Here is an 11827-nt window from a genome sequence, read left to right as displayed (position 1 = left end):
ACCGCCGCGCAGCCCGCGTCGATGGCGGCGAAGACGTACTTCGGCTGGAAGTGGATGTCCGCGATCACCGGGATCTGCGACTTCTTCGCGATGACCGCCAGCGCGTCCGCGTCGTCCTGGGTGGGGCACGCCACCCGTACGATCTGGCAGCCGGACGCGGTCAGCTCCGCGATCTGCTGCAACGTGGCGCCGACGTCGGAGGTCCGGGTCGTCGTCATGGACTGCACCGACACGGGCGCGTCGCCGCCGACCGCCACCGACCCGACCTGGATGCGCCGCGAGGGGCGGCGTACCGCGATCGGCCGGGGCGGCAGCTCGGGCAGCCCGAGGCCCACAGGCTCCGGCATCACCTCACCCCCGGCTTCCGGAGACCGTCTCGCGGGCGGCGCGCAGGGACTCCTTGAGCGAGCCCATGGTGGCGAGGACGGCGGTCGGCTCGTAGCCGCAGTGCGCCATGCAGTTGGCGCAGCGCGGGTCCTTGCCCCGGCCGTACTTGTCCCAGTCGGTCTCCTCGATGAGCTGCCGGTACGTCGGGACGTACCCGTCGGCCATCAGGTAGCAGGGCCGCTGCCAGCCGAAGAGCGAGTAGTTGGGGATCGCCCAGGCGGTGCACGGGAAGTCGGCCTTGCCCTCCAGGAAGTCCAGGAAGAGCGGCGAGTGGTTCAGCCGCCAGCGCCGCCGGTTGCCGCCCGAGAAGGCCTTCCGGAACAGCTCGCGGGTCTGCTCGACGCCCAGGAAGTGCTCCTGGTCGGGCGCCTTCTCGTACGCGTACGCGGGCGAGATCATCATCTCGTCGACCTTCAGGTCGTCGTTGAGGAAGTTGAGCACCTCGATGACGGTCTGCGCGGTGTCGGTGTTGAAGAAGGTGGAGTTGGTGGTGACCCGGAAGCCCCGCCGCTTGGCTTCCTTGATGGCCTCCACCGCCTCGTCGAACACGCCCTCCTTGGCGACCGACTCGTCATGCCGTTCGCGCAGGCCGTCGATGTGCACGGCGAAGGCGAAGTACGGCGACGGCGTGAAGTCCTCGATCTTCTTGCGCAGCAGGAGGGCGTTGGTGCAGAGGAAGACGTACTTCCTCTTGGCCACCAACTGGCGCACGATCTCGTGGATCTGCGGGTGCATCAGTGGCTCGCCGCCCGCGATGGAGACCATCGGCGCGCCGGACTCCAGGACCGCTCCGACCGCCTGGGCGACCGGCATGCGCTGCTTGAGGACCCCGGCGGGGTGCTGGATCTTCCCGCAGCCCTCGCATTTGAGGTTGCAGGCGTAGAGCGGCTCCAGTTCGACGATGAGCGGGAACTTCTCACGCTTGCGCAGCTTCTGTTCGAAGAGATACGTCCCTACCCGGATGGTCTGGCGAAGCGGCATGGCCATCTGGCTCACCTCCTGGGGAGCAGCAAAGAACGGTGCCATTCATAGAAAGCGGGCAATACAGAACGAAGAACACGGAAGGCTGATATTCCCCCGCGTACCGTGCCGATCCGGACGAGTTCGTGCTCTGGAGCGTCCACGACCACTCGTACGGCCGCAACCGGGCGGGACCGGACGCCCGTGTTCAGCGCGGAGCGGAGGGTGGCCGCGGACTCCATGTCGACCGCGATCGCCCCGGTGCCGCGCAGCTGGGCCCGTTCCTGACCGCGTACCACGTGGTCGGAGCCGGTCAGCGGGCCGCTGTGGACGGTCCGGCCGGGAACGGCCCGGGTCAGCGCGTCCACCAGCAGGTCCGTGCCCGTGCACAGGGTGGAGCCGCCGGGGCCCCGGGTCTCGTCGGCGACGACCAGGTCTCCCGGGTGCATGCCCGGCTCCAGCCCCGCGCAGAACCCGGACGCGACGACCGCGGCGCCGCGCAGCTCGCCGCCCTCCAGCGCCCGGGTGACGGCCCGCTGGGCGTTCGCGGGCCCCATGCCCGTACGCAGCACGGTCACCGGGCCGGGCGACGTACCGCCGTGGCGGCGGCGGCCGCTGCGCAGCGCGAGCTGCTCGATGCCGAGCGCGCAGGCGATCAGCATGGGCGGCACAGGAGCCGCCGCGGAAGCGTGAGCGGAACCGGAAGGCTCCGGTTCTGCCGCCATCAGGCCCCCTTGCCGAGCCGGCCGACCACCGGTTCGCCGTTGACGTACCGGCCGAGCGCGGTCAGCGGGAAGACCTGCCGGTAGAGGTGGTAGTTGATGGAGAAGTCCCAGGGGAAGCCGGTCCCGGTGAAGTACGGCTCGTCCCAGGAGCCGTCCTCCCGCTGGGTCCCGGCGAGCCAGCGGACGCCGCGCTCCACGGCCCTGGACTCCCGCTGCCCGCCCGCCAGCAGCGCCAGCAGCGCCCACGCCGTCTGCGAGGCCGTGGAGGCACCGTGGCCGATCCACTCCCGCTCCCGGTACGAGCGCAGGTCCTCGCCCCAGCCCCCGTCGTCGTTCTGGACCGACTCCAGCCAGGCGACGGCGCGCCGGATGGCCGGGTGCGACGGGGGAAGCCCCGCCGCGGTGAGGGCGGGCACCACCGAGCCGGTGCCGTAGACGTAGTTGACGCCCCAGCGCCCGAACCAGGCGCCGCTCGGCTCCTGTTCGGCCAGCAGCCAGGTGATTCCGCGGCGGGCACGGGGATGGTGGGCCTTGCCCTCGTGGGCCAGCATCTCCACCACGTGCGCGGTGACGTCGGCGGACGGCGGGTCGATGACCTCGCCGAAGTCGCAGAACGGCAGCAGGTTGGGGAAGGGGCTGGTGTTGTCGGCGTCGAAGGCGGCCCAGGCGCCGTCGCGGCACTGCATGCCGGCGGTCCAGTTGGCGCCGCGCCGGATCGCCGCCTCGATCTGCTCCGGGTGGGGGTGCTTGACCCGGCGCAGCGCCAGGATGACCTCGGCGGTGTCGTCGATGTCCGGGTAGTTGTCGTTGTGGAACTCGAACGCCCAGCCGCCGGGGGTGAGTCCGGGCCGCTGGACGGCCCAGTCGCCGGGCCGGACGATCTCCTCGCCCAGCATCCAGTCGGCGGCCTTGACCAGCGCCGGGTGGTCGGGGCGTACGCCGGCGTCGGCGAGCGCGATGGTGGCCAGGCAGGTGTCCCAGACGGGCGACTGGCAGGCCTCGATCATGCGGGCGCCGTCGTCGCGCCACACGGCGAACCGGTCGAGGGACTCCAGGCCCGCGCGCATCACCGGGTGCTCCAGGTCGTAGCCGAGCAGGTGGAGCGCGATGAGGGAGTAGACGGCGGGGGGCTGGATGCCGCCCCAGCAGCCGTCGTTCTCCTGCCGTTCGATGATCCAGCGGGCGGCGGTGTTCATCGCGGCCTTGCGCAGCCACCGGGGCGCGACCTGGTGGTACGCGTGCAGCGCCTTGTCCAGCCGCTGGAAGGCGCCCTCCCAGGTCCCGGCGGGAGCGAGGGTCCTCGGCGGATTCGGGAGCCGGGGGTCGGTGTGAAGCTCGTCGAGCGGGAAGGACGCGGGGCGGACGGGCCGCTTGGCGGAGACGACGGTGAGCGGCACGATGGTCTGCCGGGCCCAGCAGCCGAAGTCGTAGATGTTGAGCGGGAACCACTTCGGCAGGAAGACCAGCTCCGGCGGCAGCTCGGGCAGGTCCTCCCACTTCCACCAGCCGAACAGGGCCAGCCAGATGCGGGTGAACACGCGGGCGGCGGCGATGCCGCCCTGCTCGCGGATCCAGGCGGCGGCACGGGCCATGTGCGGCTCGTCGGGCCGGTCGCCGGCCAGGCGCAGCGCGACGTACGCCTCGATGGTGGTGGACAGCTCGCCGGGGCCGCCGTAGAAGGTCGCCCAGGTGCCGTCGTCGCGCTGTTCGCCGCGGATGTGGAGGGCGGCGGCGCGGGTGGTCGCCTCGTCCTGGATGCCGAGGAACTGCCGCAGCAGGAGGTCCTCGGCGTCCATGGTGACGTTGGTCTCCAGGTCGCCCTTCCACCAGCCCTCGTCGTCCTGCCGGGCCAGGAGGTACTCGATGGAGCGTTGGGCTGCCCGCGCGGCGACTTCCCTGACGTCGTTCGCTGCGGGGGTCGTGGTGGTGGTGGTCGTTCCGGTGGTGGTTCCGGTGGCCGAGGCGGCGCGGGGCTCCAGGGCCCCGGTGCTTCCGTCGGTCGTCGCTGTCATGGCTTCCCCTTCGTGCAGTTGGCGTTCTGCGGCTGCGGGTGGGCCGTCGGCCGGTACAGCGGAGTGCACCGGCCGGCGACTAGCGATTCATATGGTGCGGGTGCTCGTCCCGATGGCGGTCATCGCTTTCGTACGACGACGAAGTCCGCGAGCGCGGTGAGCTGGGCGCGGACCCGTTCCGGCATGTCGACGCGGTGCAGCGCCTCGATCGCGACGGCGTGCTGCCGGCGGGCCTCCTCGGAGGTCCACGCGCGGCCGCCCGCCTCCTCGATGAGGGCGGCGCGCATGGCGAACTCCTCCTCGGAGAAGCTGTCGAGGTCGCTGCTCTTGGCGTCGGCCGCGAGCAGCTCCCCGAGGCGCTCGGAGGCCGGTCCGCCGGCGGCGAGCGCGGCGACGACCGGCAGGGACTTCTTGCGCTGGCGCAGGTCGCTCCAGGTCTGCTTGCCGGTGGCCTCCGGGTCGCCCCAGATGCCGAGCAGGTCGTCGACGGCCTGGAAGGCGAGGCCGAGGTGGTAGCCGTACGCCTCCAGGGTGTCGGCGGTGCGGTCGTCGGCGCCGCCGAGGACGGCGCCGATGGAGCAGGCGCAGGCGAGCAGCGCGCCGGTCTTGTTGCCCTCCATCTCCAGGCACTCCTCGACGGTGACCCGCTCTCGGTGCTCGTAGGAGATGTCCTGGGCCTGGCCGTCGATGAGCTTGCGGGTGGCGGTGGTCAGCCGGCGGGTGGCGCGGCCGGCCTCGACGGTGCCGAGCTCCAGCAGCAGCTCGTTGGCGAGCGCGAACAGGGCGTCGCCGACGAGGATGGCCTGGGCGGGGCCGTGCACCTTCCACACGGTGTCGCGGTGACGGCGCTGTTCATCACCGTCCATCAGGTCGTCGTGCAGCAGCGAGAAGTTGTGCACCAGCTCCACCGCGACCGCGCCGGGGATGCCGACCTCCGGCGCCACACCGGCCGCCTCGGCGGACAGCAGGGCGAGGGCGGGGCGTACGGCCTTGCCGCTGTCGCCGTCGGCGGGCCGGCCGTGGGCGTCGATCCAGCCGAAGTGGTAAGCGGCGACGGTGTCCATGGGCGGCGCCAGCCGCTTCACCGCCGTGCGCAGGACGGGGGTGGACATGGTCCGGCCCCGCTCCAGCAGTGCGGTGACGTCCGCGGTGTCGACGGCCGGGTTCACCGGGGGCACAGTCGGCACGGTCTCTCCTCTGGTTCCAGTACTCAGGCTCATGCCGCCTCCTCGAGCGGATGTACATGGGGGCGGCCGAGGGCCGAGAGGGCCGCGCCCGCGGCGGTGAAGCCGCTGCGTACGGCGCCCTCCATGGTCGCGGGCCAGCCGGTGGCGGTCCACGCGCCGGCCAGGTGCACGCCGGGCGCGTTGGTGCGGGCGCCGGGCCGCAGCCGGCCGACGCCGGGGGTGGGGGCGAACGTCGCCGTCCGCTCCCGGGTGACGAAGAAGTCCCGGACCTTCGCGCCGCGTGCCGCGGGCAGCAGCCGCTCCAGCTCGGGCAGGTAGCGCTCGCGGAGTACGGAGACGGGCTCGTCGATCTCGTCCCCGGCGGCCGACTGGGAGAGGGCCAGGTACTGGCCGTCGGTGTAGCCGGAGGCGTCGGTGCGGTCGAAGACCCACTGGACCGGGGAGCCGAGCGCGGCGAAGAACGGGCGGCGCAGCACCTTGCGGTCGTACAGGACGTGGACGTTGAGGATCGGGGCGGTGCCGATGTCGAGGAGCGTGCCGGGGTCGTCCAGCGCCCCGTGCGGCAGCAGGTCGTGGGCCTCGCGCTGCGGTACGGCGAGGACGACGGTGTCGGCCTCCAGCCGTTCGCCGGGTACGTCGACGGCCCAGCGGCCGTGGGCGCTCGGCAGGATGGCGCTGACCTTGGCGCGCAGCTCGGTGCGTACGCCGGCGGCGTCGAGCGCCTTGCGGGCGAGGGTGTCGTGCAGGTCGCCGAGCGGGACGTGCGCCCAGCCGATGTCGGCGGCGCCGGGGTCGGTCAGGAGGGCGGTCTTGAAGACCATGGCGGCCAGCGCCAGGGAGGAGTGCGGGGCGGTGGCGTTGAGGGTGGCGACGCCGATCAGGTCCCACAGGGCTTCGGTGGCGCGCGCGGACTGGCCCTGGCGGGCGAGCCAGGTGGCGAAGTCGATGCCGTCGAGGGCGGGGTCGGCCGGGTCGAGCCGCTTCAGGGCGAGGGCGGCGCGGCCGACGCTCGCCCGCTCGGCGAGCGAGAGGTGCGGGTACGTGGCGAGGCTCGCGGCGAGGTGCAGCGGTACGGGCAGGGCGGTGCGGCGCAGCCGGCCGAGGCGGGGGCCGCGCGGGTGGGCGACGTCGAGGACGGGCACGTCGAGGCGGGGCTGGAGGGGCGCGAGGTGGGCGCCGTCGACGCGGTCGAGGAACCAGCGGTAGGCGGTGCAGCAGCGGAGGTAGACGTGCTGGCCGTTGTCGACGGTGAGGTCGCCGCGCTTGAAGGAGAAGGCGAGGCCGCCGAGGCGGGGCCGGCCTTCGAGGAGTGTGACGCGCAGTCCGGAGTCGGCCAGGCGCAGGGCGGCGGTGATGCCGGCGAGGCCGCCGCCGACGACCACGGCGTGCCCCGGGGCGGCGTGGCCCGGTGTCAGGTCGGCGTCGCTCATCCGGTCTCCCGTCGGGTCGTCGCAGTCAGGGACGCGAGGCTGTGGCGGAGGGTTGCGCGCTGATTGTGCCGGTTCGCGGGCCGGGTCGCTGGCATGGTGGCCATCTAGGCGCGCCTCCTGACGGTCTGCCGGGAGACGGTACGGGCGTCCAGGCCGGACAGGCCGCGCACGGCGACGTACGCCTTCTCGTGTCCGGGCAGGCTGACACGGCCGCGCAGGACGGCCTCGGGGTCGCGCTCGATGCGGTCGAGGAGGCGGCGGTAGATGCCGGCCATGGCGGCGACGCAGGCGCCGCTGCGCCGGTCGAGCATGGGCAGCAGCCGGTAGCCCTCGGCGAACAGGGCGCGGGCGCGCCGGACTTCGTAGTGGACGAGGCCGGTGAAGTCGGAGCCGGGGGGCGGGGTGGCGGTGCGGAAGCCGTCGGAGCAGCCGAACTTGGCGAGGTCGTCGGCGGGCAGGTAGGTGCGTCCGGTGCCGGCGTCCTCGCGAACGTCGCGGAGGATGTTGGTGAGTTGGAGGGCGAGGCCGAGTGTATCGGCGTACTCGGGGGCGCGTGCCGCGCCGCGTGCGCCGGGTGTGGTGCCGAAGATGGAGAGGGAGAGCCTGCCGATGGCGCCGGCGACGCACCGGCAGTAGACCTTGAGGTCGTCCCAGGTCTCGTACGTCTCGCCGCGCACGTCCATCAGGACGCCGTCGATCAGCTCGTCGAGGCCGCCGAGCGGCAGCGGGAAGCGGCGTGCGGCGTCGGCGAGCGCGACGGCCACCGGGTCGGTGTCGTCCTGGCCGACGGCGCCCTCGCGGATCCGCCTCAGCAGCTCACGGGTGGTTTCCAGCCGCTCCTGCTTCGCCTCGGGGGCGAGCGTGCCGTCGCCGATGTCGTCGACCCGCCGGGAGAACGCGTACAGCGCTGACATGGCCTGCCGCTTCCCGGTCGGCAGGAGCCGGATGCCGTAGGCGAAGTTACGGGCCTGCCGTCCGGTGACGGCTTCGCAGTAGCTGTAGGCGGCCGCCACCGGTGCGGACATCTCCGTCTGTCCCTCCACGGTCCCGCTCACCCCTCTCTACGCGCTCTGCGCAACACGGTTCCCACTTCGCGCATCAGTTTGGGCCCGGTGGCCTTGGGCGGTCCGGGGAGTACGTCGTGTCCGGCGGCCGTGATCGCGTCGAGGGCGGCGTGCCCTCCGGCGACGAAGCCGGCGAGGAGGAGCCGGAGCCTGCCGCGGACGCTGCCCACGAGGGGGATGCCGTCGTCCAGGAGCCGGCGGGCGCGTTCGGCCTCGTACGCGATGAGGGCGCGTACCGAGGCGCCGCCGGTGGGGCGGGCCAGGTCGGCCTCGGTGACGTGGAAACGTTTCATGTCCTCGGCCGGGAGGTAGATCCGGTCGTGGGCGAGGTCCTCGGCGACGTCCTGGAGGTGCTCGACGATCTGCAGGGCGGTGCAGACGGCGTCGGAGCGGCGCAGGCGTTCGGGGCTGGTGGTGCCGGTGATGTCCAGGACGAGGCGCCCGACGGGGTTGGCGGACAGCTCGCAGTAGGCGACGAGCTCGTCGTACGTCTGGTAGCGCCGCACCACCTGGTCCTGGCGGTTGGCCTCGATCAGGCCCAGGAACGGCTCGGGGGTGAGCGCGTGGCGCCGCACGGTGGTCTTCAGGGCGCGCAGCAGCGGGTGGGACGGGGTGCCGTCGAAGACGCGCCGCAGGTCCGCCTCGAAGGCGTCGAGCAGGGCGAGCCGGTCCGTCTCCCCCTCGGCGCCCAGATGGCGGGCGTCGGCGCCGCCCGGGGCGAGGTCGCCGTCGCCGATGTCGTCGACGAGGCGGGCGTAGCCGTAGACGGCCATGAGGTCGTCGCGCCAGGCACGGGGCAGGAAGAAGGGGGCCACGGGGAAGTTCTCGTGCGCGGCCTTGTCGAGTGTGGTGCGCGGGGAGGCGTCGGGGCGCACCTGCCGGGTACCTGTCACTGCGGACTGCCCGGCGCGGGGACGGCGGGACCCTTGCGGAGGCGGGGCTGGGGATTCACCGTCATTGCCGTCACGTCTCCCGTTCTACACTGCCGACCCAATACATCTCATTTCGGACACGCCGCCGGTCCTGGCCTGCGAGGCACCGCCCCGGCCCGGTGGGGGCCGGGGAATATCGCCCCACTTGCCGCGAATCAGGACCGGTACAGCTTACGTTGTACAACGTCCCGGGCCGTGCCGGGGTGTCACACACCCGGGAACGGTCACGATCTTGACGTCAACCGCCCCGCGCCGCACGGGACTTGACCGAAACATGGCATCCCGGGGCGGTTGGTACGACCGGCGCGTGCCCGCCACCGGAAGGGCCCCTGCCGTGCGCTCCGGCAGGGGCCCTTCCCGGCTTCGTACAGCCGCCCTCGTACGGATCCCGGCCGGACTACCTGCCGGTCTCCTTCTCGTACGCCCTCAGGACCTCGTCCGTGGGGCCGTCCATCAGCAGCTCGCCCTTCTCCAGCCACAGGACGCGGTCGCAGGTGTCCCTGATCGACTTGTTGCTGTGGCTGACCAGGAAGACCGTGCCGGCCTCCTTGCGCAGCTCGCGGATGCGCTGCTCGGAGCGGATCTGGAACTTGCGGTCACCGGTGGCGAGCGCCTCGTCGATCATCAGGACGTCGTGGTTCTTCGCGGCGGCGATGGCGAACCGGAGCCGGGCGCCCATACCGGAGGAGTACGTCCGCATGGGGAGGGTGATGAAGTCGCCCTTCTCGTTGATGCCGGAGAAGTCGACGATCTCCTGGTACCGCTCCCGGATCTCCTCGCGCGACATGCCCATGGCCAGTCCGCCGAGGATCACATTGCGCTCACCGGTCAGGTCGCCCATCAGCGCCGCGTTGACGCCCAGCAGCGAGGGCTGGCCGTCCGTGTAGACCTTGCCCTTCTCCGTGGGCAGCAGGCCCGCGATGGCCCGCAGCAGGGTCGACTTCCCGGAGCCGTTGGTGCCGATGAGGCCGATGGCCTCGCCCCGGTACGCGGTGAAGGACACCCCGCGCACGGCGTGCACCTTGCGTACGCCCCTGGACTCGCCCTTGTCCCGGCGGATCATCCGGCTGAGCGCGGCGGTGGCGCTGCCCTTGCCTCCGCCGCCGCCGTTGACCCGGTACACGATGTGCACGTCGTCGGCGATGACGGTGGGGATCCGCGCGCCGTCGGCGGCGGCGGTCGCGGTCACGTCGTCGGTCTGCTCAGCCACGGCCGTACCGCTCCTCTGCCTTCCAGAAGTACACGAACCCGGCGGCCCCGACCAGGACCGCCCACAGCAGGGCGGCGAGCCAGACGTGCGAGGGCAGGTTCTGCGAACCGTATCCGTCGATCAGCGCGAACCGGATGAGGTCCATGTAGACCGCCGCCGGGTTGTACATCAGGACGTCCGCGATCCAGGCCGGCTTGTCCTTGAGCATGATCGGGATCGAGAACATGACGCCCGAGCCGTACATCCAGGTGCGCATGACGAAGGGCATCAGCTGCGCGAGGTCGGGGGTCTTGCTGCCGAGCCGCGCCATGATCAGCGACAGGCCGACGTTGAAGAGGAACTGCAGCGCCAGCGCCGGGAGGATCAGCAGCCAGCTCAGCGAGGGGTAGCTGCCGAACGCCGCCGCGATCACGAACAGCACGATCATCGAGAACATCAGCTGCTGGAGCTGCTGGAGCGCGAAGGAGATGGGCAGGGAGGCGCGCGGGAAGTGCAGCGCCCGCACCAGGCCCAGGTTCCCCGAGATCGCCCGTACGCCGGACATCACGGACGTCTGCGTGAACATGAAGACGAAGACACCCGTCACCAGGAACGGGATGTAGACCTCCTTCTCCATGCCCCGCCCGGCGTTCAGGATCAGGCCGAAGATGAGGAAGTAGACCGCCGCGTTGAGCAGCGGTGTCGCCACCTGCCAGAGCTGGCCGAGCTTGGCCTGGCTGTACTGGGCCGTGAGCTTCGCCTGGGAGAAGGCCAGGATGAAGTGACGGCGCCCCCACAGCTGCCGGACGTACTCGGCCAGACCGGGCCGGGCACCGCTGACCGACAGGCCGTACTTGGCGGCCAGCTCCGCCGGGGACAGGCCCGCGTCCGGTGATGGCGGGGCGGTCACGGCGATCGCTCCGTCATGGGTTGTCTCACTCACAAGGGGAAACTTTCGTGTTCAGGATGCGCGGCAGTCGAGGGGCGGGCGGGTCAGGTGGCGGCCGGGCCCCGGGATGCCCCGTGCTTGTCGGTCCGAGCTTGTCAGATTCCGAGCTTGTCAGACGACGGGTGGGCGGCCCAGTCTCGTCAGGCGCCACACCGTACGCCACTTCATGGGCCGGCGCGGCCCGCACGGGGTCGTCCAGCCCTCCTTGAACCCGCCGAACCAGGCCTTCAGCGCCGGCACCGAAGGGCGGCGGGCCAGCGTGAGCAGCAGCCAGACGCCGAGGTAGAGCGGCACCAGGGGCGCGGGGAGGTTGCGGCGGGCCAGCCAGACGCGGTTGCGGGCGATCATGCGGTGGTAGACGGCGTGCCGGGACGGCGCGGTCGTCGGGTGGAAGAGCACCATGTCCGCGCGGTAGTCGATCATCCAGCCGGCGTCGAGCGCCCGCCAGGCGAGGTCGGTCTCCTCGTGCGCGTAGAAGAACTCGTCCGGCAGCCCGCCGACCTCGGCCAGCACCTTCGTACGGACGGCGTTGGCGCCGCCGAGGAAGGTCGTCACCCGCGAGGAGCGCATCGGATCTGAGGCCCGCAGCCTCGGCACGTGCCGGCGCTGGGTGACGCCGGTGTCCGGGTCGGCGATCCGGAAGCTGATGATGCCCAGCTCCGGGTCGGCGGTGAACGCCTGGCGGATCAGCTCGGCGGTGTCCGTGTTCGCCAGCAGCCCGTCGTCGTCCAGGAACAGCAGGGCGTCCACGTCGGTGCCGCCGGGGCCGAACGCCTCGATGCCGACGTTGCGGCCGCCGGGGATGCCCAGGTTCTCCGGGAGGTCGATGGTGCGTACGCCCTCGGGGACACCGGTCACCGGGGCGCCGTTGCCGACGACGACGACCTGGATCGGGTCGCCGTCCTGCTCGGCGACCGATTCGATCAGCGCGCGGAGGTCGTCGGGGCGGTTGCCCATGGTGATGATGACGGCGCCCAGCTTCATCGGCGTCC

General features: G+C 72.0%; 11 protein-coding genes. All 11 read right to left on the bottom strand.

Features of this window, described 5'->3' with window-relative positions:
- The coding region (locus tag AMK26_RS35035) for a flavodoxin-dependent (E)-4-hydroxy-3-methylbut-2-enyl-diphosphate synthase (protein ID WP_158071173.1) at positions 1-347 on the bottom strand (347 nt) is incomplete at its 3' end.
- Positions 348-351: 4 nt separating this feature from the next.
- Positions 352-1374 carry an adenosyl-hopene transferase HpnH gene (hpnH, locus tag AMK26_RS35030; protein WP_198944248.1) on the bottom strand — a complete coding sequence of 341 codons (1023 nt, stop codon included), beginning with the start codon at positions 1372-1374 and terminating at the stop codon, positions 352-354.
- A gap of 5 nt (positions 1375-1379) precedes the next feature.
- Positions 1380-2072 (bottom strand): phosphorylase family protein, encoded by a 693-nt coding sequence (locus AMK26_RS35025; protein WP_073760252.1) that lies wholly within the window; start codon positions 2070-2072, stop codon positions 1380-1382.
- Positions 2072-4084, bottom strand: coding sequence for a squalene--hopene cyclase (gene shc / locus AMK26_RS35020; RefSeq protein ID WP_073760250.1), 2013 nt, complete (start codon positions 4082-4084; stop codon positions 2072-2074). The genes AMK26_RS35025 and shc overlap by 1 nt, the downstream gene beginning before the upstream one ends.
- 119 nt (positions 4085-4203) lie before the next feature.
- On the bottom strand, positions 4204-5304 hold the full coding sequence (locus tag AMK26_RS35015; protein WP_179166849.1) for a polyprenyl synthetase family protein: 1101 nt from the start codon (positions 5302-5304) through the stop codon (positions 4204-4206).
- Complete coding sequence (gene hpnE / locus AMK26_RS35010; RefSeq protein WP_073760246.1) at positions 5301-6701, bottom strand: hydroxysqualene dehydroxylase HpnE; 1401 nt, start codon at positions 6699-6701, stop codon at positions 5301-5303. Before hpnE ends, AMK26_RS35015 begins: the two co-directional genes overlap by 4 nt.
- Positions 6702-6805: 104 nt before the next feature.
- Positions 6806-7756 (bottom strand): presqualene diphosphate synthase HpnD, encoded by a 951-nt coding sequence (gene hpnD / locus AMK26_RS35005; RefSeq protein ID WP_198944247.1) that lies wholly within the window; start codon positions 7754-7756, stop codon positions 6806-6808.
- Positions 7753-8658 carry a squalene synthase HpnC gene (gene hpnC, locus AMK26_RS35000; protein WP_073760242.1) on the bottom strand — a complete coding sequence of 302 codons (906 nt, stop codon included), beginning with the start codon at positions 8656-8658 and terminating at the stop codon, positions 7753-7755. Before hpnC ends, hpnD begins: the two co-directional genes overlap by 4 nt.
- A gap of 436 nt (positions 8659-9094) precedes the next feature.
- Positions 9095-9907: an ABC transporter ATP-binding protein gene (locus tag AMK26_RS34995; RefSeq protein WP_241838229.1), complete on the bottom strand. Its 813-nt coding sequence runs from the start codon at positions 9905-9907 to the stop codon at positions 9095-9097.
- The gene (locus AMK26_RS34990) at positions 9900-10829 is read right to left on the bottom strand and encodes an ABC transporter permease (protein ID WP_073760240.1); all 930 of its coding nucleotides are present in this window, start codon (positions 10827-10829) and stop codon (positions 9900-9902) included. The genes AMK26_RS34995 and AMK26_RS34990 overlap by 8 nt, the downstream gene beginning before the upstream one ends.
- Positions 10830-10946: 117 nt before the next feature.
- Complete coding sequence (locus tag AMK26_RS34985) at positions 10947-11819, bottom strand: glycosyltransferase family 2 protein (RefSeq protein ID WP_073760238.1); 873 nt, start codon at positions 11817-11819, stop codon at positions 10947-10949.
- Between the last annotated feature and the right edge of the window lie 8 nt (positions 11820-11827).

The sequence above is a fragment of the Streptomyces sp. CB03234 genome (assembly GCF_001905885.1).
Classification (GTDB): domain Bacteria; phylum Actinomycetota; class Actinomycetes; order Streptomycetales; family Streptomycetaceae; genus Streptomyces.
The sequence above is the reverse complement of the archived record's forward strand: the minus strand, read 5'-3'. Positions and strand labels throughout refer to the sequence as shown.

What these genes read in the sequence shown, in the direction of transcription:
- hpnH (WP_198944248.1), bottom strand. Translation starts at nt 1,374, where the DNA reads ATGGCCATGCCGCTTCGCCAGACCATCCGGGTAGGGACGTATCTCTTC.
- AMK26_RS35025 (WP_073760252.1), bottom strand. Translation starts at nt 2,072, where the DNA reads ATGGCGGCAGAACCGGAGCCTTCCGGTTCCGCTCACGCTTCCGCGGCG.
- shc (WP_073760250.1), bottom strand. Translation starts at nt 4,084, where the DNA reads ATGACAGCGACGACCGACGGAAGCACCGGGGCCCTGGAGCCCCGCGCC.
- AMK26_RS35015 (WP_179166849.1), bottom strand. Translation starts at nt 5,304, where the DNA reads ATGAGCCTGAGTACTGGAACCAGAGGAGAGACCGTGCCGACTGTGCCC.
- hpnE (WP_073760246.1), bottom strand. Translation starts at nt 6,701, where the DNA reads ATGAGCGACGCCGACCTGACACCGGGCCACGCCGCCCCGGGGCACGCC.
- AMK26_RS34985 (WP_073760238.1), bottom strand. Translation starts at nt 11,819, where the DNA reads ATGAAGCTGGGCGCCGTCATCATCACCATGGGCAACCGCCCCGACGAC.